Here is a 20,612-nt window from a genome sequence, read left to right as displayed (position 1 = left end):
CGCGCAACTGCCGGCCCAGTGCAGGCCCGCGTTCATGTGCGTGTTGGCGCGCCGTATAAAAGGCGGATCTCCGAGATCGCAGGAATATCGCGGGCCACGGCATCGAACGCGGCCTGCTCGCGCTCGTGAAAGCGCACGCGTGAAAGCGGCAGTTGAATCTCGACTTCGATAATGTCGTCCAGATAGTGGAGCGTTACCCGCTGAATATCCTCTGCTGCAGGCAGTGTTGACCACGCATCTTCGAGTTCCGGCAGGATCTGTTCCCGTAGCGGCAACGCATGCGCCGCATCCGAATCCGCATGCCCGTCCGGCTCGATATGCACGCAGATGTCGGCGATTTCATCGACATGACGAACGAGCCGCGATGTAATTGCCTCGCTGATGCGATGCGCTTCGGTCAGACTCACATACGGATCGACAAAGACGCCGACATCAGCAAACGCATCGTGTCCGCCCATCGTGCGCGTACGCAGGCGACGCATATGCCGCACGCCGGGCACGGTGGCGATCTGTTCGCGCACGACCTGAATACGGTCGTCCTTGAGGCCTGTATCCACCAGTTCGCGAAAGCTCTGCCAGCCGTAGCGCACACCAATGAACGCAAGCATCAAGCCAATCAGAATCGCGCCGAGCGCATCCAGCGCCGGGTAGCCAAGCATCGCGCCACCGATAGCGACCAGGGCCGCGATCGACGATAACGCATCGCTGCGATGATGCCAGGCGTTCGCCTCGATGAGTTGTGATTTGGCTCGTCGCGCGACACGCAGCGTGTACCAGAACAACCCCTCCTTGAGAACCAGCGACAACAGCGCCACCGCCAGTGCGAGTAGGGTCGGCGGCCTAGTCGACTCTTCGGCCGCCAGATGGCTTATGCCGTCATAGGCCAGCGCGCCAGCGGTAATCAGCAGGAACAGCGAAACCAGCGACGTGGCCGCTGTTTCCATGCGCGCATGCCCATACGGGTGATCGCGATCGGCCTGCTGCATACCCATTTGAACGGCGCCGAGCACAACGGCGTCGCTGATTAGATCGGCGGCCGAATGTACGCCGTCGGCAATGAGCGACTGCGAATGCCCGATCACGCCGACCACGATTTTGATCAAGGCCAGCGGCAGGTTCACCAACGCGCCCACGATAGTCGCACGGCGCTTGGCGCTGAAATCCGAACGCGCTTGCCGATGCGCGGCGGCCGAATGCACATGGGGGCGGGTCATGGCGCAATTATAGTCGGGCACGGGTGTTCATGCTGTCGCGCGCGGATGCGTCGCGCGACAGCGAACAGCCGCGGGTTTTTAGTCCGAACGCCGATTGAGCGCGGGGTACTCGCCACGCCCGGGTACGTTCGCACTCTGAATCGCTTCGCGGCCGTAGAACTTCACGCCTTTCTGAATACGCGGGCGTCCGGCGGCGCTTCGATGGCGATTGGTATCGCGCAGACTATAGACACAACCGCAGTATTCCTGCTGATAGAAAGCCTCGCGCTTGGCGATCTCGATCATGCGCGCCGCACCGCCCTGCTTACGCCAGTTGAGTGTCCAGTAGGTGACATCGTCGTAGCGATTGGCCGCGCGCACGCCGGCTTCATTGATCTGCGCCATATTCTTCCAGCGCGAGATGCCCAGCGTGCTGGAAACCAGCCCGTAGCCGTTCTCAGCGGCATACAGCGCGGTGCGTTCGAAGCGCATGTCGAAACAGACTGTGCAGCGGCGACCGCGCTCGGGCTCGTTTTCCAACCCGCGAATTCGGTCGAACCAGTTATCGGTGTCGTAATCGCCGTCGATATGCGGAATACCGAGTTCCTCGCAATAGCGGATATCTTCCGCCTTGCGCATTTCGTATTCCTGTACCGGATGGATATTCGGGTTGTAGAAATACACCGTCACATCGATGCCGGAGGTCTTTACTGCAGCCAGCACTTCGCCGGCACACGGCGCACAGCACGAATGCATGAGCAGCTTGGCGTCGCTCTGCGGCGGCACGAGTTCGGGACGCTCGTAGTTGTCGAGACTATAACGATTCATGAGTGTTGGCGCGAGGATGCGATAATCGGCGCCATTGTCCGGTTTTGACCGGCGTTCGTCCATGCAAGAAAGGATAAGACCGAATGAAACAAGGCAGTATCGTCATGGCCATGATCTGGATGGCCGTTCTCTCTCTACTGCTGTTCTGGCTGCCTCTGCTTGGGCCGCTGATAGCCGGCTTTGTCGGCGGGCGCACGGCCGGCAGCGCCGGCGGCGGCCTGTTGGCTGCGGTGTTGCCGGCGGCTGTGTTGTGTTTCGTACTGGTGGGTTTTGGTACCGCACTGGCCGGACTGCCGCTGATCGGCATCATTGCGAGCGCCGGCCTGTTCATTCTTATCGTGGTACAGAGCCTGCCCTTGCTGCTCGGCGCATTTGTCGGCGGCCTCACCGTCTGAAGCTGAACCGCGCTGCGCCGCCAGCGACCACAAAAAAAGCCCCGGTCTTTCGACCGGGGCTTTTCCTACCCGTACTGGATACGCGCTAAGGACGCGTAATCAGTCTTCCGGCGGCACGTAAGCGCCGTCCGCGTCGTGGGTCTCACGACCCGTGACCGGCGGGTTGAAGGCACAGACCAGCTTCAGCTCGGTCTTGGCCTTGAGCGTATGCTTGTCGTGATTGTCGAGCGCATAGACAGTGCCCGGCTCGATTTTGTGCTCTTCGCCGGTGTCCCGGTTCACGAGCGTGCCTTCGCCCTTGTAGCAGAACACGGCTTCGAGGTGGTGCTTGTACCACATGTCGAATTCGAGGCCCGGCGGGAACGTCGTCTCGTGAAACGAGAAACCCATGCCGTCACTCTTGAGCAACCAGCGAACGCTGGTCCAGCCATCATCGCTGATGACTTCGCGGTCGGTACCACGCAGGTCTTCGGTACGGACGATTTTCATGCAATCTCCTTAATAGTGGGTCGAACGATTTGTACGCTCTTGCGCTGTATATGACAACGTTCGGCGTATTAACGTTCAGTGTTTATCAGGCCGCGCCCTGGGTCAGGCCGTGTTTTTCGAGCACGGTCTGCAGTGCAGTGGCAACGATGTCCAGCCCTTCGTCGATGTCGGCGTCGCTGGTGTTCACGGCCTGCATGAACTTGATCACGCTGTCGCGCGGTCCGGCTGTTTCCAACAACAGTTTGTGCTTGAAGCATTCGGCGGCGACTTCGTCGGCAAGGTCGGCGTTTTCACAGTCGACACCGATGAACATGCCACGACCGCGCACCTCGGCATTGAAGCCGGGATGACTGTCGACGATCTCGTTCAGGCGCTTGCGCATGTATTCGCCCTTGCGCAGGATTTCTTTCTCGAAGGCATCGTCGCGCCAGTAGTGGTTGAGCGCCGCGACGGCGGTTACGAAGGCGTGGTTGTTACCACGGAACGTACCGTTGTGTTCGCCCGGCTCCCAGATATCCAGATCCGGGCGGATCATCGTGATCGCCAGCGGCAGGCCGAAGCCCGACAGGGACTTGGACACGGTAATGATGTCCGGCTTGATGCCCGACGGCTCGAACGAGAAGAACGGGCCGGTACGACCCACCCCCGCCTGGATATCGTCCACGATCAGCAGCATGTCGTTCTCGCGACAGATACGCTCGATCTCGCGCAGCCATTCGTCACTGGCCACGTTGATGCCGCCCTCGCCCTGCACGGTCTCGAGGATCACCGCAGCCGGCTTTTCGAGACCGCTGGAGCCATCCTTGACCATGTATTCAAGATCAGCCGCGGTATCGCGGCCATCGCGGAAATAATCGCAGAACGGCACCGAGTGCGTGTCCGCCAGATTCACGCCGGCACCGCCACGCTTGGCCGAGTTACCCGTCACAGCCAGCGCACCCAGCGTCATGCCATGGTAGCCGTCGGTGAAGCACAGAATGCCGCTGCGACCTTTGACCTTGCGCGCAATCTTCAATGCGGCTTCCACCGCGTTGGTGCCCGTCGGCCCGGGGAACTGGATCTTATAGTCCATGCCGCGCGGCTTCATGATCACTTCATCGAACGTTTCGAGGAAATTGATCTTCTCGGCCGTGGCCATGTCCAGGCCATGACAGATGTTGTCGCCCTGGATGTATTCCATCAGCGCGGCTTTCATCACTTCGTCGTTGTGACCATAGTTGAGCGCGCCGGCGCCGCCGAAGAAGTCGAGATAGACCTCGCCTTCCTGGTTGGTCATGCGATTGCCCTTGGCGGTCGTGAAGACCGTCGGGAAGCCGCGTACATAGCCGCGCACTTCCGATTCGAGACGATTGATGGTTTCCATAAATACTCCTAAGCGTTTGCTCGGATAATTGATGACCTGCGGCCGTAAGGCAAGCGGCCAGGCGATCTTATTCGGTGTCGTGCGCGATAACGCTCGCGCGGTCGAACGGGCCGATGCGGAACAGAATTTCCGGTTCGTGCGGCTCGTCGTCGAAATCACCGAACATTTCGCTGGAAAACAGCTCGCTTTCGTCGATGTCGGCTTCAAGGCGTCGCGCCAAGCCGCGGAACAACGCGATCGAGGGGTCGTTGGTCGGCCCGATCGTCGTATCTAGATAGCGCACGTTTTCGCACGCATCGCGCTCGAGTATTTCGAAGAGCATGCGCGTGGCCAGACCGCGGCCTCGGCCGGCTTCGGCCACGCCGACTTGCCAGACAAACACGATCTCGGGCTGGGCCGGCAGGATATAGGCAGTGATGAACCCGACCAGTTCGCCGTCGAGCTCGGCAACCACGCTCGTGGCCGCATGATGCTCGCCGATGAGCATATAGGCATAGGCGGAGTTCACATCGAGCACGCCAAGGTCGTGCACGAGTCGGAGAATGCCGGCGCCGTCTTCCTTGCGGGGCGGCCGAAACCGGACGTCGTTTGCAGAATTTTGGTCGCTAATAGCTTTCGTTGAGGTTTTGGTTTGCGCACATTATACCGAGTTCGCAGACTTTTTTCGGGCCAAGTTCAGCGCCAGCGTCAGGTAACACGCCGGCCGGCAAGAGCGGCCGGCGCGTATCGCCCATCGTAGCGCGGGATTGCGCCCTAACCCGTATCCCCGAAATCAGAGCTAGGCAGAAATCGCTGCTTGTATGGATTGCAGTGAATACACCTGGGCCGTGCGCCCGTCGGTCAATGCCGTACAACTCGCCTGCGCGCCTGCGATGGTCGTGAAATAAGCGACCTTGTAGCGCAGCGCCGTGATCCGGATCGAGCGCGATTCTTCGATCGCGCGCTTACCCTCGGTCGTGTTCACCACGAGCTGGATCTCGCCGTTCTTGATCATGTCGACGATATGCGGGCGGCCTTCCTTGACCTTGTTGGCAACCGTGCATGCCACACCGGCCTCGGTGATAGCGCCCGCCGTGCCGCGGGTCGCCACGATCCGGAACCCGGCCTCGGACAATTCGCGTGCCAGTTTCACGGCATGCGGCTTGTCGCCGTCACGCACCGTAATCAGCGCCGTGCCGCTTTCGGGCAGGCCTACGCCGCCGGCCAGTTGCGATTTGGCGAACGCCTCGCCAAAGGTGTGACCCACACCCATGACTTCGCCGGTGGATTTCATCTCCGGGCCGAGCAAGGGATCGACGGTCGGGAACTTGGAGAACGGGAACACCGCTTCCTTGACCGCGAAATGGTCGATCTTGCGCTCCGCACCCACGTTCTGTTCGGCCAGGCTCTGGCCGGCCATACAACGCGCTGCGATCTTGGCCAACGGTACGCCGGTGGCCTTGGATACGAACGGCACCGTACGCGACGCTCGCGGATTGACCTCGAGCAGATAGACCTCACCGCCGCGGATCGCAAACTGAACGTTCATCAGACCAACCACCGACAAACCGCGTGCTAGTGCCGCCGTCTGCCGGCGCACTTCATCGAGCACCTCGGCGCCCAGGCTGTATGGCGGCAGCGAACAGGCCGAGTCGCCCGAGTGCACGCCGGCCTGCTCGATATGTTCCATGATGCCGCCGATGAACACATCAGTGCCGTCGCAGATGGCATCGACATCCAATTCGATCGCATCTTCAAGAAAGCGATCCAGCAGCACGGGCGAATCAGGCGAAACCTTGACCGCTGCCGTCATATAGCGCTGCAGGTCTTCCGGTTCGTACACGATTTCCATGGCCCGGCCGCCCAGCACGTAGGACGGACGCACCACCATGGGAAAGCCGACTTCTTCGGCAAGGCGCATGGCTTCGGCTTCCGAACGCGCAGAGCGGTTGGCCGGCTGTTTCAGGTCGAGTTTCTTGACCAGGTTGAGGAAACGGTCGCGATCCTCGGCCAGGTCGATCGAATCCGGCGTGGTGCCGATAATCGGCGCACCGGCGGCTTCCAGGCGACGTGCCAGCTTGAGCGGTGTCTGACCGCCGTACTGCACGATCACGCCCTTGGGTTTCTCCACATCGATAATGGACATGACGTCTTCGAACGTCAGCGGCTCGAAATAAAGACGATCCGAGGTGTCATAGTCGGTCGACACGGTTTCCGGGTTGCAATTGACCATGATGGTCTCGTACCCGTCTTCGCGCATGGCCAGCGCCGCATGCACGCAGCAATAGTCAAACTCGATGCCCTGGCCGATGCGGTTGGGCCCGCCGCCAAGCACCATGATCTTGTCGCGCCCGGACGGGCTGGCCTCGCACTCTTCGTCGTACGAGGAATACTGATAGGCCGTGGCGGTTGGGAACTCGGCCGCACAGGAATCCACGCGCTTGTAGACCGGCACGATACCGTTTTTGAGCCGCGCGCGGCGTACCGCGAACTCGTCGCAGCCCAGCAGCGTGGCCAGACGCAGATCCGAGAAACCCTTGCGTTTGTAGGCGCGCAGCGTGTCCGCATCGATATCGCCAAGCGTGGACTGCGACAACGCGCCCTCCATGGCGATGAGTTCCTCGATCTGGTCGAGAAACCATGGATCGATATGGGTCAGGCGATGCACTTCCTCGAGCGTGAACCCGGCCCGGAAGGCATCACCGATGTACCACATGCGTTCTGCACGCGGCGTCGACAATTCGGCGCGTAGCGTGTCCTTGGCCGCATCGCTGGTCAGGTCGTCGAGCTTGGGCTCGAAACCATCGGAGCCGATTTCCAGGCTGCGCATGGCTTTCTGTAGCGATTCCTGAAAGCTGCGCCCGATCGCCATCGCCTCGCCCACCGACTTCATCTGCGTGGTCAGGCGGCTGTCCGCGGCCGGAAACTTCTCGAACGTGAAGCGCGGCATCTTGGTGACGACATAATCGATCGACGGTTCGAACGATGCCGGCGTCGCGCCGCCGGTGATCTCGTTATCGAGTTCATCCAGCGTGTACCCCACGGCCAGCTTCGCGGCGACCTTGGCGATGGGGAAACCGGTCGCCTTGGAGGCCAGTGCCGACGAACGCGACACACGCGGGTTCATCTCGATGATGATCATCTTGCCGTCGGCCGGGTTTATGGCGAATTGCACGTTCGAGCCGCCGGTATCCACGCCGATCTTGCGCAGACAGGCGATCGATGCGTCGCGCATGACCTGATATTCACGGTCGGTTAGCGTTTGCGCGGGGGCGACAGTGATCGAATCGCCCGTATGCACGCCCATGGCGTCCACATTCTCGATCGCGCAGATGATGATGCAGTTGTCCGCGTGATCGCGCACCACCTCCATCTCGTATTCTTTCCAACCGAGTACGCTCTGTTCGAGCAGCACTTCGTTGGTCGGTGAGAGTTCCAGACCGCGCGACAACAAATCCTCGAATTCTTCGCGGTTATAGGCGATGCCGCCACCCGTGCCGCCCAGCGTGAAGGACGGCCGCATGATGATCGGGAAACCGATACGCGCCTGGACCTCGACGCCTTCATCCATCGTATGAACGACCGCCGATTCCGGCGTGGCCAGGCCGATCTCGGTCATGGCCACACGAAACGCGCTGCGATCCTCGGCCATGTCGATGGCCTCCTGGGTCGCACCGATCATTTCGATGCCGTGTTTTGCCAGCACGCCCTGGTTATACAGATCGAGCGCGCAATTGAGCGCGGTCTGCCCGCCCATGGTCGGCAACAGTGCATCCGGCTTTTCGGCCTCGATAATGCGCTCGACTGTCGGGCAGGTGATCGGCTCGATATAGACCGCATCCGCCGTTTCCGGATCGGTCATGATCGTGGCCGGATTCGAATTGACCAGAATGACGCGAAAGCCCTCGTCCTTGAGTGCCTTGCAGGCCTGCATGCCGGAGTAGTCGAACTCGCAGGCTTGGCCGATCACGATCGGGCCGGCGCCGATGACGAGGATGCTTTTCAGGTCTGTGCGCTTGGGCATGGCGATTGCTCTTTAGACTGGCATGCGCGATCGCTTCGAAGACTCGAACGCGCCTAAATCAATTACTTACAGGCGAAACATCAGGCATCGCCTCAAGTTCGGATCAAGCCTTGGCGGCATCCATCGCGCGGATAAAACGCTCGAAGATCGGCGCCACATCATGCGGCCCGGGACTCGCTTCCGGGTGACCCTGGAACGAAAACACCGGCTTGCCGACGATCTCGATGCCTTGCAGCGAACCGTCGAACAGCGATCGATGGGTCACGCGTGCGGTATCGGGCAGGCTCGCCTCATCGATCGCAAAGCCGTGATTCTGACTGCTGATCAGCACTTCGCCCGTGTCGATATCCTGAACCGGATGATTCGCGCCGTGATGACCGAACTTCATCTTCAGGCTCTTACCGCCGGCGGCCAGCCCCATGATCTGGTGCCCCAGGCAGATACCCAACGTGGGAAATCCGCGTTCTATCAGCTCGCGGCACGTCGCAATCGCGTAATCGCAGGGTTCCGGATCACCCGGGCCGTTGGCCAACAGGACGCCGTCCACGCCCATTTCCATTACGTCGGCGACCGGCGTGCGCGGCGGCACCACCGTGACCTTCGCGCCGCAGTCGACCAGACGCCGCAGGATATTGTATTTGACGCCGTAGTCGTAAACCGCCACGTGGTAAGCCGCAGGAGCGGCCTCATGGGCATCGTTGGGCCCGACCCAGCTGGGCTCGTCCCAAGCGTAGATCTCGGTCGTGCCGGCAGCCGCAGCCAGATCCGCGCCCTTCAAGCCGGGGAAGGCACGGGCTTTAGCGAGCGCCTCGTCGGCGTCGATCGCGTCGCCGGTAATGATGCAGCCATTCTGTGCGCCTTTTTCACGCAGAACGCGCGTCAGGCGGCGCGTGTCGATATCGCCGATGCCGACCACACCATTGTCCTCGAGATATTCGATCAGGCCACTCGAAGCGCGCCAGTTACTTTGCGCACGTGGCACTTCGCGAATAATCAAGCCGGCCGCTTGCACGCGGTCGGATTCGATATCTTCGGGGTTGGCACCGGTATTGCCGACATGCGGATAGGTCAGAGTGACCATCTGCTGCCGATACGAGGGATCGGTGAGGATTTCCTGATAGCCGGTCATGGCCGTGTTGAACACGACCTCGCCCACCGTCGTGCCGAGGGCACCGATTGCACGACCGTGAAACAGGCTACCGTCTTCGAGCGCGAGCACAGCTTTAGGGCGCAACAAGGCCTCCAGGATTCGTGGGTTCGGGACGCACCGGGCTTCGCTAAACGAATCCGGGCGCAGGCGGCGCCGGATTATAGCCGCTTGAATGGCGCGCGACCAGTTTCGTCAATCGTGATCGAGCCCGAGCACATCGTTCATGTCGTAACGACCGGCAGTCTGTGCGGCCACCCAGGCCGCTGCACGCATTGCGCCACCGGCAAAGGTCTGGCGCGACGATGCCTTGTGGGTGATCTCGACGCGCTCGCCTTCGCCCGCAAAAAGCACCGTGTGCTCGCCGACGATATCGCCACCGCGAATCGTCTGGAAGCCGATCGTCTTGCGCTCGCGCTCGCCCGTGTGTCCTTCGCGGGCATAGACCGCGCACTCGCCCAGATCCCGACCCGTGGCATCAGCCAGCACTTCGCCAATACGAAGCGCAGTACCCGACGGCGCATCGACCTTGTGCCGATGGTGCGCCTCGATGACTTCAATATCGAAGTCGTCGCCTAACGCTTTCGCTGCAGTTTCAAGCAGCTTCAGCGTCAAGTTCACGCCCGCGCTGAAGTTCGGCGCGAATACGACCGGTATCTTGGTGGCCGCATCGTTCAACTGATCGAGCTGCGTATCGTCGAAACCGGTCGTGCCGATCACCATCGCGGCGTTGCCCGCCACACAGTCAGCAAGCGCGGCCAGACACGGCTCCGGCCGCGTGAAGTCCACCAGCACATCGAACGTCGACGCATCGCGCTCGGCAGCGCTGGCGATCACCACGTCGAGATCTTCACCGAGGGCCAAACGCCCGGCATCCTGGCCGAGCGCCGGACTCTCCGGCGCCTCAAAGGCCGCGGCCAGGGTCAGCGCCTCGTTACGCTGACAGGCGATGACCAGCTCCCGCCCCATGCGCCCAGCGGCGCCATTGATTGCTACGCGTGTCGTCATGGCGTACCTATCCCTGTGCGATTGGCTCGTCTAGCCGAGATGCTCGTTGAAAAAGCGCTTGGCCTTGTCCAGCCAGGAACTGGTGGCGGGACTATGGCTACGGCCGCTGTTTTCGAGACTGTCACGAAACTCTTCCAACAGCTTCTTCTGCTTGGCATTGAGATTGACCGGCGTTTCCACCGACACCTTGCACAACAAATCGCCCGGTGCCGAGGTACGGACCGATTGCACACCCTTGCCGCGCAGACGGAAGGTCTTACCCGACTGGGTTTCTGCAGGAATACGCAGGCTGACTTTGCCATTGAGCGTGGGCACGTCGATATCGCCGCCGAGCGCGGCCGTGATCATATCGACCGGCACGTTGGCGCGCAGATTGTTGCCGTCGCGTTCGAAGAATTCGTGCGGCTTGACGTTGATCTGGACATACAGATCGCCCGACGGGCCGCCCATCTCGCCGGCTTCGCCTTCGCCGGACAGACGGATGCGATCGCCGTTGTCCACGCCCGGCGGCACCTTGACCGATAGCGTCTTCGAAGACTGCACACGGCCTTCGCCGCCGCATTTCTTGCACGGGTTGCGGATCTTCTTGCCGCTGCCGTGACAATCCGGACAACTTTGCTGGATCGACAGGAAGCCCTGTTGAATCCGGACCTGGCCGACACCCTGGCAGGTGGAACAGGTATCGACCGGCGAATCCTTCTCCGCGCCGCTGCCATCGCAGGCATCGCATTGATCGAGCGTGGGGATACGGATTTCGACCGTATCACCGCCGATTGCGGTTTCCAGATCGAGATCCAGGTCGTAGCGCAGGTCGGCGCCGCGCGAGGCACGCTGACGGCCACCGCCGCCCATGCCACCGCCAAAGATATCGGAGAAGATATCGCCGAAGATATCGCCGAAACCACCGGCGCCGCCGCCACCAAAGCCGCCGCCACCGGCCGCGCCACCCAGCCCGGCATGACCGAACTGATCATAGGCCTGACGCTTCTGGTCGTCCGAGAGCACCTCGTAGGCTTCAGAAGCTTCCTTGAAACGCGCTTCGGCGTCAGCGTCATCCGGATTGCGATCCGGATGGTTTTTCATCGCCAGCCGGCGATAGGCTTTCTTGATTTCGTCCTTGGACGCCCCTTTCGAAACGCCGAGGACTTCGTAGTAATCGCGGTTCGCCATGAATCGTTGACCTTTAGAACCAAAAACGCCGGGGCAACGACAGGCGCTGCCCCGGCTGAAGGACTACCCAATCATTCGATTAGGAATTGGTGCCCGACTTCTTGTCGTCGTCCTTGACTTCTTCGAAGTCTGCATCGACGACGTCGTCGTTCGAGCCGCCCTGATCCTGGGCCTGGCCTTCGCCAGCGGCGTCATCGCCCTGACCGTCGCTGTAGGCCTTTTCCATGACCGGCGCAGAGGCTTCGGAGAGCTTCTGCGTCTTGGCGTCGATCTCGTCCTTGTCGTCGCCTTCGAGCGCAGTGCGCAGTTCGGCGATCGCGTCGTCGATCGACTTCTTCTCGTCGTCGCTGACCTTGTCGCCCAGATCGCGCATGGCCTTCTCGATGCCGTGGATCAGGCCATCGGCCTGGTTACGCGCCGTGATCAGTTCGTTGAACTTGGCGTCTTCCTCGGCATGCGCTTCGGCATCGGCGACCATCTGGTCGATCTCTTCGTCCGACAGACCGGAAGAAGCCTTGATGACGATCGACTGTTCCTTGCCGGTCGCCTTGTCCTTGGCCGACACGTTCAGGATGCCGTTGGCATCGATATCGAAGGTGACTTCGATCTGCGGCGTGCCACGCGGTGCCGGCGGAATGTCCGACAGATCAAAACGGCCCAGCGACTTGTTGGCCGACGCCTGCTCGCGCTCACCCTGGAGCACATGCACGGTCACGGCCGGCTGGTTGTCTTCGGCGGTCGAGAACACTTCCGACTTGCGGGTCGGAATGGTGGTGTTCTTCTCGATGAGCTTGGTCATCTTGCCGCCGAGGGTTTCGATACCCAGCGACAGCGGCGTGACGTCGAGCAGCAGCACGTCCTTGGTGTCGCCCGACAGGACCGAGCCCTGAATCGCGGCACCGACAGCCACGGCTTCGTCCGGGTTCACGTCCTTGCGTGCTTCCTTGCCGAAGAAGCTCTTCACCGCTTCCTGCACGGCCGGCATGCGGGTCTGGCCGCCGACGAGAATCACGTCGTCGATGTCCGATGCCTTCATGCCCGCGTCCTTGAGCGCGGTGCGGCAGGGATCGATCGTACGAGCGACCAGATCGTCGACCAGGCTTTCCAGCTTGGCCCGGGTCATCTTCATGTTGAGATGCTTCGGACCCGACTGATCGGCGGTCACGTACGGCAGATTGATTTCGGTCTGCTGTGTGGAGGACAGCTCAATCTTGGCTTTCTCTGCGGCCTCTTTCAGGCGCTGCAGCGCGAGCTTGTCCTTGCGCAGATCCACGCCCTGTTCTTTTTCGAACTCGGCCGCGATGTGCTCGATGATGGCGTTGTCGAAGTCTTCACCACCCAGGAAGGTGTCGCCATTGGTGGCATGCACTTCGAACTGGTGTTCGCCATCGACTTCGGCCACTTCGATGATGGAGATATCGAAAGTGCCGCCGCCCAGGTCGTAGACCGCGATCTTCTTGTCGCCGCCCTTTTTGTCCATGCCATAGGCCAGCGCGGCCGCGGTCGGCTCGTTGATGATGCGTTTGACGTCGAGCCCGGCAATACGACCGGCGTCCTTGGTGGCCTGACGCTGGGCGTCGTTGAAGTAGGCCGGCACGGTGATCACGGCTTCGGTGACCTTTTCGCCGAGATAGTCTTCGGCGGTGGCCTTCATCTTCTGAAGGACCTTGGCCGAGACTTCCGGCGGCGCCATCTTCTGACCGCGCGCTTCGACCCACGCATCGCCGTTGTCGGCCTTGACGATCTTGTAGGGGACCGTCTCGATATCCTTCTGCGTGGTCGGATCATCGAAGGTACGGCCGATCAGGCGCTTGATCGCATAAAGCGTATCGTTGGGGTTGGTAACCGCCTGGCGCTTGGCCGGACGGCCAACCAGCGTCTGGTCATCGTCAGTGAACGCCACAACCGACGGCGTAGTGCGCTCGCCTTCCGCATTCTCGATCACTTTCGGCTGATCGCCTTCGAGCACGGCCACGCACGAGTTCGTGGTGCCGAGATCGATACCGATAATCTTACCCATGTTTAATTCCCTCTACTTCGCACTGCATTAGCAGCGTCTTTAAACTTGACTTGACAATCGATTTGGGGCGCGCTGCGAATGTTTTCAAGCGCTACACCCCGTCATGCGTCGTATTTCTAGTCGCCTACGAATTACCATCGGCGGGCTTGGCAACGACCACCATGGCCGCCCGCAGCACACGCCCATTGAGCGTGTAGCCCTTCTGCATCACCTCGGCGACGGTATTGGGCTCCAGTTCTTCGCTGGGCTGGGTCGAGACCGCTTCGTGGAACTCGGGGTTGAAGGCCTCACCTTTCGGGTCGATCGCTTCGATACCGACCTTTTCCATGCTTGACACCAGCATGCGCACGGTCATGTCCATGCCTTCCTTGAGCTTATCGTAGTCGCCGCTGTGTTCTTCGGCGGCTTTCAAGCCCAGTTCCAGGCTGTCGCGCACGCCCAGCAGCTCGGAGGCGAACTTCTCGATGGCGAACTTGCGCGCCGATTCCACATCGCGCTGCGCGCGCTTGCGCACGTTTTCCATTTCGGCATGCGCACGCACCGCCTGATCGCGATACTGCTCGGCTTCAGCACGCGCCTGATCGAGCTCGGCCTGCAGCTCATCGGTTTCCGCAATGCTGTCGGCCGTGGCTTCACCCGCGTCGACGTACTCTTCTGTGCCGGTCTGGATACCTTCGATATCCGGCTGAGGCGTGTTTTCAGCCGCGGAATCCGTTTCGCCGTGCGGTGTGTTGTGTTTTTCGTCCTGGCTCATCTGTTGCAAATCCCCGCTTGTTGGACGGTGCCGGCGAGAATGCCCTACGCCGGCGTGACTGCCCTCACCATTGGGCTGGCTGCAGCCATTTCAAGCGCGCGGCGCCCCCGGTTTTCGTTGAAATTGTCGACCAAGGCGTGAATGCTTACGCGATCGACTTCCCGGCAGGCCGCAGGCACGCGCATGGCGCAACAGTTCGAAACCGTCGGCATCCTGGCCAAGAAAAACGACGACGGCGTACGCCAGACCCTCAAGAATCTGATCGCCGATCTACAGGCGAGAAACAAACACGTACTCCTCGACGAAGGCCACGCCAGCGCGCACGACGGTGTAGACACCTGCCCCCGAGCGGAACTGGGCGAACGCTGCGACCTGGTCGTGGTCGTCGGCGGCGACGGTACGCTGCTGGACGCCGGGCGCTCGGTCGCGGCCTCGGCCACGCCGCTGCTCGGCGTCAATCTCGGCCGCCTGGGTTTCATGGTCGATGTGCTGCCCGCCGACATGAGCACCACGCTCGACGATATTTTTGCCGGCGATTACATCGCCGAGTCACGACTCATGCTCTGCGCACAGATCGAGCGCGCCGACGGGACAATGCAGCCCGAGCAATTCTCCGCGATTAATGAATGTGTAATCCGCAATCAGGCATTCGCCCGGGTTCTTGATTTCGATACGTATATGAACGGCGCCTTCATCAGTCATCATCGTGCCGACGGCATGGTGGTGGCCACGCCCACCGGCTCGACGGCCTATGCACTGTCCGGCGGCGGCCCGGTTTTGCATCCGGGACTCAACGCGCTGGCGCTGGTGCCGATCTGTCCGCATACGCTTTCGGACCGGCCGCTGATCGTCGACGCCGATCATGAAATCGAGATCCGCGTGGCCGATACGCTCGACGGCGCGGCGCTTTTCACCAGCGATGGCCAGGTCAGCCAGCCGCTGGGCGCGGGCGACTGCGTGCATATCCGCCGCGGCGCACACGATCTCAAGCTGATCCATCCGCCCAACTACGACTATTTCAATATCTTGCGCAACAAGTTGCAGTGGGGCCGCGGCCAGAAGCTGGCGCATTCCTGATGCTGGCTGAAATCACCATTCGCAATTTTGCGATCATCGATCGGCTGGACGTCGAGTTCGAATCCGGCATGACGGTGCTTTCCGGTGAAACCGGCGCAGGCAAGTCGATCCTGGTGGACGCGCTCAATCTCATCCTCGGCGATCGCGCGGATGCGCAAGCCGTACGCGAGGGTGCGGAGCGCGCCGAGGTGAGCGCGCGCTTCGTGCTCGATGATGCCCCGGCCGCGCGCGAGTGGCTGGCCGAACACGAACTCGACGACGACAACGAATGCCTGATCCGGCGCGTGGTCGCCAGTGAAGGCCGTAGCCGGTGCTGGATCAACGGCACGCCCATGCCGGCGCGCGAACTGCGCGAACTCGGCGAACGCCTGGTCGATATTCACGGCCAGCATGCACACCAGTCGCTGTTGAGGCGAAGTGCCCAGCGCGACCTGGTCGATGAATACGGCGAACACAGTGAGGCGCTTGCGGCGGTGGCTGCGGCTGCCGATACGCTGCGCGAAACGCGCGCCGCGATTGCTGCCATCGAACAGGTCGACGATGCAGGCGCCATGCGTATCGATCTGCTGCAGTACCAGGTCAGCGAACTCGAGGCGCTGGACCTCGGCGCGGACGAACTCGATGAACTCGAAGCCGAACATCGCCGGCTGGCCAGCGCAGAGCGCCTGATCGGCGACGGGCAGCGTGCGCTCACCCTGCTTTACGAAGCCGAAGAAGGCGCGGCGATGGATCAGCTCGGCAGCGCTGAGCGTCTCGTCGGCGATCTGGCCGAAACCGACAACGGTTTCGCGCCGATTCTCGAACTGGTCGCCAGTGCGCGCATACAGGCACAAGAAGCGGTCGACGCGCTGCGCCATCATGTGGATACGCTCGATATCGACCCGCAACGCTTTCGCGAAGTCGAACAACGACTGGCCAGCATTCAGGATCTGGCGCGCAAGCATCGCTGCGCGCCGTCCGAGTTGCCTGCGCTCGCCGCGCGGCTGGCCGATGAACTCGACGCGCTCGAAGGCGCCGGCGCACGCTTGGAAACGCTCAAGATGGACGAAGCCCGGCAAACCGAGGCCTACCACGAGGCGGCGGCCGCGCTCAGCGCCAAACGCAGTGCGGCGGCGAGCCAGCTCGGTAACGCCATTACCGAGATTATTCGTTCGCTGGGCATGCCCGAAGGCGAATTCAGCGTGCGAATCACCCCAGCTGCGCATACGCGCATTAACGCCAGCGGCACCGACGATATCGAATTTCTGATCGCGGCCAATCCCGGTCAGAGCGCACGTCCGCTCGAACGCGTGGCCTCGGGCGGCGAGCTGTCGCGTATCAGTCTGGCGATCGAGGTGGTCGCCGCTACGCGAACCCGCGTACCTACCCTGGTTTTCGATGAAGTCGATACCGGCATCGGCGGCGGCGTGGCCGAAATCGTGGGCCGGCAGCTGCGCGCGCTCGGCACCGCCGGGCAATCGCTTTGCGTGACGCATCTGCCCCAGGTGGCTGCGCAGGCCGCGCATCATCTGCATGTGGCCAAACAGGTGCGCAACGGCAACACCTCGACGCGTATCACCTATCTCGATGCGAAAACGCGCGTCGAAGAAGTGGCGCGCATGCTCGGGGGTGTCGAACTCACCGCCCAGACACGAGCGCATGCCGCCGACATGATCGAGCGTGCACGTGATTGAATCCGCGGGATACCTGCCCAGAGCACGGCTACGGCGTACCGCGTTTGGCAGCCGCAAAAGCGCTGCCGTATGATGCCCCTCGCTAACTACGGGTCCAAGTCTATGAGAACAGTCGCCGTGCTCGTCATGCTGCTCATGCTCAGCGCATGCAGCCTACCGGTCTTCTTCCGCGTGCCGGTGGTGCAAGGCAATGTGGTGACGGCCAAGAACGTCAACCAGCTCGAAATCGGCATGACCAAGCGTCAGGTCGAATACGTCATGGGCACGTCGCTCATCGACAGCAGCTTCGAAAACGATCGCTGGGACTATGTCTTCTATTACCGCGATCCGCGCGCGCATGTGCGCAAGAGCGAGCTGAACCTCTATTTCGTCAATAACAAGCTCGCGGAGATCGATGGCGACGAGGAATACACCGACCAGATCATGGACGACGAGCCGGTACCCTCGAGCGTCACCCCCGGCCCGGATAACGATCTACCTGGCACGGACGATATCGATCGCTCCGCCGATCGTCAGCTGAGCCGGCCGCTACCCGGAACTTGAACCGTCTGAATCCGCGGTCTCGCCGCGGCGTCGGGCATCGGCTCGCGCGCGACGCCGCTGGCGCGGGTCTGCCGTGAGCGGGCGATAAATTTCCAGACGATCGCCGCTCTTGAGCAAATAGTCCGGTTTGATCTTGCGACCGTAGACACCCAGCGGCGGCGTATCTTCGCCCACGCGTTCGCGATACGCTCGATCCAGACCACTGGCCTGTAGCGCAACCGCCGCGCTCGCCGGCGTATTCAGCCGAATATGTCGACGCAGGCATTCGTCCGGCAACGCCAGCACCACTTCAATGTCGATCGACTCACTCACGGGAACCACACCATTTCGATTACGCGCAACGCACCCAGCGCGTACGCCAGCACCAGCACCAGCACGATTCGGGTCGGATAGCGCAGCAGCGCGTGCCAGAGTGCAAACCCCGTCGCCCGGCTATATTCGCCCGCATGTTGCCATGCGTTGACCAGACGCTTGCGTGCCAATACGCGGCCCATGAGGATACACAGCAGCAATCCCGTCAGCGGCCCGATCAGCTGTGCGGTGGCCAGCATGAGCCAGCCGAACAGGTTGTAGCCGAACAGCGTTACGTTATGAAGCACCCCGAACGATAGCAACGCGGCCATGCCTAGAAGCGCGAGTCCGACCCCGGCATAAAGCGTCGAGCGCAGCCGCGTATAGCCGCTGCGCTGCTGTACCAGTTGCACCACCGGCTCGAACAATCCGATCGCAGTCGACAGGCTCACAAGCCCGACGAGCACGAACACGATCGGCGCCTGCCAGTTGCCGGCAAGCGCGACCGGCAGTGTTTCGAACAGGCTCTGAATGCCCACGTCGAGCTCCGCCTCACTGGCGCCCACGAACACGGCCAGCATGAACGCGCAGGCCATCGACACCGCCAGATCGATGCCGAGAATCAGCAACGATAAACGCACCACCGGCGTATCGCTGGGCAGATAACTACCAAAACACACGATGACCCCTGTACCCAGGCTCAAGGTAAAAAACGCCTGGTACAGGGCTTCGAACACGCCCCGCCACCCCAGCGCGCCGAAATCGGCTGCAAATACGGCATGAAACGCGGGACCCGCGCGGGCATCCATGAGGGCGGATACCACCAGCGTGGTAAGCGCCATGAGCATGCAGAAAGCCAGCGTGCGCATGACTGGCTCGACACCGCGGCGCAACCCGCGGGCGGCGGTCGCAATAATCAGCGCGAAGAACAGCAGCAACCAGCCGAAACCGCGCTCCGAGTCGCGCGCGAATGTCACGAACTGCGCGCTTGCTGCGGCGACCGAGCTGCCATCCAGCATGCCGGTTACGCCGCGCAGGCTGTACGCCAGGCTCCAGGCAGCCACGACGCTGTAAGCCGCTAACAGCATGGCCGCGCCCAGCACCGCCAGATAGCCGCTCCATATCCACACGCGCGAGTGCGGCGTGTTGCGCGTCCAGGCCGCGATCACGCCCGGCACATCCGCGCGCGTACCCCGAGCCATAAGCAGCTGGCCGGAAAAAAGCGGCAACCCCATGCTCAGCAGCGCTGCCACATAAACCAGCAGAAACGCCCCGGCGCCGTAGTCCGACAGCAGGTAAGGCAGACGCCATAGGTTACTCAAACTCACCACTGCCGCGATCGTGGCAATGACGAAACGTGGTGAGGACGACCACTCCGGGCGTTGTGCGAACGCAACCATCAGGCGCGCTTGCAGCCAGCGGCGCGCGTGTACGCGCACGTAGTAACAAGCGGCGCGGCGATGCAACTGCGTTCAATATCGAATCGGTCGTGCACGCACGAACCTCTGGCTGACACGCGCCCTGCGACTACGTGCCGTGAATGATCGGCCGGCAAATCGTCCCCCCGGTTACCTGCTTGCCCTGGGCAGCTATACTAAGGCCATGGCAAAGCAAAAAAACAGCAAACAGCCCAGCTCGACCATCGCGCTCAACAAGCGAGCGCGTCACGACTTCTTCCTTGAGGAGCGCCTGGAAGCCGGTCTTGTGCTGGAAGGCTGGGAGGTCAAGGCGCTTCGTGCCGGTAAAGGACGCATCACCGAAGCCTATGTCCTGATCAAGGACGGCGAAGCATTTCTGCTCGGCAGCCATATCCAGCCGCTCGAGTCGGCATCGACGCATGTCGTGGTGGATGCCACGCGCACGCGCAAGCTGCTTCTGCACGAGCGCGAGCTGGCCACGCTCATCGGCGCAACCGAGCAGAAAGGTTTTACCGTCGTGCCACTGGCGATGTACTGGAAACGCGGCAAAGCCAAGCTGGAGATCGCGCTGGCCAAGGGCAAGGCCAACTACGACAAGCGCCAGACCAAGAAAGAAGCCGACTGGAATCGCCGTAAGGCGCAGATTCTGCGTACCTGATACGCCGGCTTGAATTTCCGGGCACCGCCCGCACTTCGTTTCCTGTTACAATCCGATTGCCTTTTTGGGGGCGACATGGCTTCGACGCGGATGTCAAAACCCGAGGTGCATGCCGAGGTCGCAAATCAACCTCGTTAATCAATTTGCAACCTAAGCTAGTTGCGAACGACGACAACTACGCTCTAGCAGCTTAAAAGCCTGCTAGTGCCCGCCCGGTAAGTGTCTGTGCTTCCGGATCCGGGTATCGACTCTTACAGACTCGCGGCAAGGCCCCGCTTCGGGCCAACCCGTTAAGAGCAAACGAAGATACGCGCAGGTTGTCCCTTTTCGTCGGGTAACCTCGCGCCGACAATCAAAGACGAAATAAGCATGTAGACCCGAGGGTCGAGAATCCGCGGACGCGGGTTCGATTCCCGCCGCCTCCACCAAAAACGAGCCCCTGTCATACGACAGGGGCTTTTTTTATGGCTTTACGTCGCTCACGCCGCGCTGCGGTTTTGCCGCTGCCCCGACCGGTGGCACGCAACCCGTGATGGCGTAGCTTGCGCACCACACTAGGGCGTGTTGCCGTTTCGCGCTAAG

18 protein-coding genes and 1 other RNA gene are annotated in these 20,612 nt (G+C 61.6%); 6 read left to right on the top strand and 13 right to left on the bottom strand.

The features are described 5' to 3' along the window. Positions 1 to 32: 32 nt before the first annotated feature. Together SSPSH_RS11055 and SSPSH_RS11050 are read right to left on the bottom strand one after the other, a co-directional pair. The gene (locus SSPSH_RS11055) at positions 33 to 1,214 is read right to left on the bottom strand and encodes a cation diffusion facilitator family transporter (RefSeq protein ID WP_006913438.1); all 1,182 of its coding nucleotides are present in this window, start codon (positions 1,212 to 1,214) and stop codon (positions 33 to 35) included. Between the two features lie 78 nt (positions 1,215 to 1,292). Then, positions 1,293 to 2,021 carry an epoxyqueuosine reductase QueH gene (locus tag SSPSH_RS11050; protein WP_006913437.1) on the bottom strand — a complete coding sequence of 243 codons (729 nt, stop codon included), beginning with the start codon at positions 2,019 to 2,021 and terminating at the stop codon, positions 1,293 to 1,295. 83 nt (positions 2,022 to 2,104) lie between these two features. Between SSPSH_RS11050 and SSPSH_RS11045 the strand changes: the two genes are divergently transcribed. After that, on the top strand, positions 2,105 to 2,416 hold the full coding sequence (locus SSPSH_RS11045) for a hypothetical protein (RefSeq protein ID WP_006913436.1): 312 nt from the start codon (positions 2,105 to 2,107) through the stop codon (positions 2,414 to 2,416). Positions 2,417 to 2,515: 99 nt separating this feature from the next. On the opposite strand, the gene SSPSH_RS11040 is transcribed toward SSPSH_RS11045, so the two are convergent. The 9 genes from SSPSH_RS11040 to grpE form a co-directional block, all read right to left on the bottom strand. Further along, positions 2,516 to 2,905, bottom strand: coding sequence for an ectoine synthase (locus SSPSH_RS11040; RefSeq protein WP_006913435.1), 390 nt, complete (start codon positions 2,903 to 2,905; stop codon positions 2,516 to 2,518). 85 nt (positions 2,906 to 2,990) lie between these two features. Then, positions 2,991 to 4,268 carry a diaminobutyrate--2-oxoglutarate transaminase gene (gene ectB, locus SSPSH_RS11035; RefSeq protein WP_006913434.1) on the bottom strand — a complete coding sequence of 426 codons (1,278 nt, stop codon included), beginning with the start codon at positions 4,266 to 4,268 and terminating at the stop codon, positions 2,991 to 2,993. Positions 4,269 to 4,335: 67 nt separating this feature from the next. Beyond that, positions 4,336 to 4,878: a diaminobutyrate acetyltransferase gene (gene ectA, locus SSPSH_RS11030; RefSeq protein WP_040608011.1), complete on the bottom strand. Its 543-nt coding sequence runs from the start codon at positions 4,876 to 4,878 to the stop codon at positions 4,336 to 4,338. Between the two features lie 168 nt (positions 4,879 to 5,046). Continuing rightward, positions 5,047 to 8,271: a carbamoyl-phosphate synthase large subunit gene (carB, locus tag SSPSH_RS11025; protein WP_006913432.1), complete on the bottom strand. Its 3,225-nt coding sequence runs from the start codon at positions 8,269 to 8,271 to the stop codon at positions 5,047 to 5,049. Positions 8,272 to 8,374: 103 nt separating this feature from the next. Continuing rightward, positions 8,375 to 9,505, bottom strand: a complete 1,131-nt coding sequence (gene carA, locus SSPSH_RS11020) for a glutamine-hydrolyzing carbamoyl-phosphate synthase small subunit (protein ID WP_021031700.1) — start codon at positions 9,503 to 9,505, stop codon at positions 8,375 to 8,377. Positions 9,506 to 9,613: 108 nt separating this feature from the next. Then, on the bottom strand, positions 9,614 to 10,426 hold the full coding sequence (gene dapB, locus SSPSH_RS11015) for a 4-hydroxy-tetrahydrodipicolinate reductase (protein ID WP_021031699.1): 813 nt from the start codon (positions 10,424 to 10,426) through the stop codon (positions 9,614 to 9,616). A gap of 30 nt (positions 10,427 to 10,456) precedes the next feature. Beyond that, positions 10,457 to 11,596 (bottom strand): molecular chaperone DnaJ, encoded by a 1,140-nt coding sequence (dnaJ, locus tag SSPSH_RS11010; RefSeq protein WP_006913429.1) that lies wholly within the window; start codon positions 11,594 to 11,596, stop codon positions 10,457 to 10,459. 79 nt (positions 11,597 to 11,675) lie between these two features. Then, positions 11,676 to 13,616 (bottom strand): molecular chaperone DnaK, encoded by a 1,941-nt coding sequence (dnaK, locus tag SSPSH_RS11005; RefSeq protein ID WP_006913428.1) that lies wholly within the window; start codon positions 13,614 to 13,616, stop codon positions 11,676 to 11,678. A gap of 124 nt (positions 13,617 to 13,740) precedes the next feature. Further along, complete coding sequence (gene grpE, locus SSPSH_RS11000; protein ID WP_006913427.1) at positions 13,741 to 14,370, bottom strand: nucleotide exchange factor GrpE; 630 nt, start codon at positions 14,368 to 14,370, stop codon at positions 13,741 to 13,743. A gap of 183 nt (positions 14,371 to 14,553) precedes the next feature. Between grpE and SSPSH_RS10995 the strand changes: the two genes are divergently transcribed. The 3 genes from SSPSH_RS10995 (at position 14,554) to SSPSH_RS10985 (ending at position 17,663) form a co-directional block, all read left to right on the top strand. Further along, positions 14,554 to 15,447: an NAD(+) kinase gene (locus tag SSPSH_RS10995; protein WP_006913426.1), complete on the top strand. Its 894-nt coding sequence runs from the start codon at positions 14,554 to 14,556 to the stop codon at positions 15,445 to 15,447. After that, on the top strand, positions 15,447 to 17,120 hold the full coding sequence (gene recN / locus SSPSH_RS10990; RefSeq protein ID WP_021031698.1) for a DNA repair protein RecN: 1,674 nt from the start codon (positions 15,447 to 15,449) through the stop codon (positions 17,118 to 17,120). Before SSPSH_RS10995 ends, recN begins: the two co-directional genes overlap by 1 nt. Before the next feature lie 102 nt (positions 17,121 to 17,222). Next, on the top strand, positions 17,223 to 17,663 hold the full coding sequence (locus tag SSPSH_RS10985) for an outer membrane protein assembly factor BamE (RefSeq protein ID WP_161627832.1): 441 nt from the start codon (positions 17,223 to 17,225) through the stop codon (positions 17,661 to 17,663). Here SSPSH_RS10985 and SSPSH_RS10980 read toward each other — a convergent pair. Continuing rightward, positions 17,649 to 17,975 carry an RnfH family protein gene (locus SSPSH_RS10980; protein WP_006913423.1) on the bottom strand — a complete coding sequence of 109 codons (327 nt, stop codon included), beginning with the start codon at positions 17,973 to 17,975 and terminating at the stop codon, positions 17,649 to 17,651. The two genes, SSPSH_RS10985 and SSPSH_RS10980, sit on opposite strands and share 15 nt — an antisense overlap. After that, a complete protein-coding gene (locus tag SSPSH_RS10975; RefSeq protein ID WP_021031696.1) occupies positions 17,972 to 19,354 on the bottom strand; it encodes a sodium-dependent transporter in 1,383 nt (460 codons plus the stop codon). The genes SSPSH_RS10980 and SSPSH_RS10975 overlap by 4 nt, the downstream gene beginning before the upstream one ends. Positions 19,355 to 19,556: 202 nt before the next feature. On the opposite strand from SSPSH_RS10975, the gene smpB reads away from it, so the two are divergent. Continuing rightward, positions 19,557 to 20,030 carry an SsrA-binding protein SmpB gene (smpB, locus tag SSPSH_RS10970; RefSeq protein WP_006913421.1) on the top strand — a complete coding sequence of 158 codons (474 nt, stop codon included), beginning with the start codon at positions 19,557 to 19,559 and terminating at the stop codon, positions 20,028 to 20,030. A gap of 66 nt (positions 20,031 to 20,096) precedes the next feature. Then, positions 20,097 to 20,458, top strand: a transfer-messenger RNA (tmRNA) gene (gene ssrA / locus SSPSH_RS18490). Positions 20,459 to 20,612: the final 154 nt, after the last annotated feature.

Origin of the sequence: Salinisphaera shabanensis E1L3A (genome assembly GCF_000215955.2) — a bacterium.
Taxonomy (GTDB): domain Bacteria; phylum Pseudomonadota; class Gammaproteobacteria; order Nevskiales; family Salinisphaeraceae; genus Salinisphaera; species Salinisphaera shabanensis.
This window is presented reverse-complemented; position numbering and strand designations above follow the sequence as displayed.

Bases quoted from the DNA above. Each gene is read 5' to 3' on its own strand.
- SSPSH_RS11055 (WP_006913438.1), bottom strand. From the start codon at position 1,214: ATGACCCGCCCCCATGTGCATTCGGCCGCCGCGCATCGGCAAGCGCGT.
- SSPSH_RS11050 (WP_006913437.1), bottom strand. From the start codon at position 2,021: ATGAATCGTTATAGTCTCGACAACTACGAGCGTCCCGAACTCGTGCCG.
- SSPSH_RS11045 (WP_006913436.1), top strand. From the start codon at position 2,105: ATGAAACAAGGCAGTATCGTCATGGCCATGATCTGGATGGCCGTTCTC.
- SSPSH_RS11040 (WP_006913435.1), bottom strand. From the start codon at position 2,905: ATGAAAATCGTCCGTACCGAAGACCTGCGTGGTACCGACCGCGAAGTC.
- ectB (WP_006913434.1), bottom strand. From the start codon at position 4,268: ATGGAAACCATCAATCGTCTCGAATCGGAAGTGCGCGGCTATGTACGC.
- carB (WP_006913432.1), bottom strand. From the start codon at position 8,271: ATGCCCAAGCGCACAGACCTGAAAAGCATCCTCGTCATCGGCGCCGGC.
- dapB (WP_021031699.1), bottom strand. From the start codon at position 10,426: ATGACGACACGCGTAGCAATCAATGGCGCCGCTGGGCGCATGGGGCGG.
- dnaJ (WP_006913429.1), bottom strand. From the start codon at position 11,596: ATGGCGAACCGCGATTACTACGAAGTCCTCGGCGTTTCGAAAGGGGCG.
- dnaK (WP_006913428.1), bottom strand. From the start codon at position 13,616: ATGGGTAAGATTATCGGTATCGATCTCGGCACCACGAACTCGTGCGTG.
- grpE (WP_006913427.1), bottom strand. From the start codon at position 14,370: ATGAGCCAGGACGAAAAACACAACACACCGCACGGCGAAACGGATTCC.
- SSPSH_RS10995 (WP_006913426.1), top strand. From the start codon at position 14,554: ATGGCGCAACAGTTCGAAACCGTCGGCATCCTGGCCAAGAAAAACGAC.
- recN (WP_021031698.1), top strand. From the start codon at position 15,447: ATGCTGGCTGAAATCACCATTCGCAATTTTGCGATCATCGATCGGCTG.
- SSPSH_RS10985 (WP_161627832.1), top strand. From the start codon at position 17,223: ATGAGAACAGTCGCCGTGCTCGTCATGCTGCTCATGCTCAGCGCATGC.
- SSPSH_RS10975 (WP_021031696.1), bottom strand. From the start codon at position 19,354: ATGGTTGCGTTCGCACAACGCCCGGAGTGGTCGTCCTCACCACGTTTC.
- smpB (WP_006913421.1), top strand. From the start codon at position 19,557: ATGGCAAAGCAAAAAAACAGCAAACAGCCCAGCTCGACCATCGCGCTC.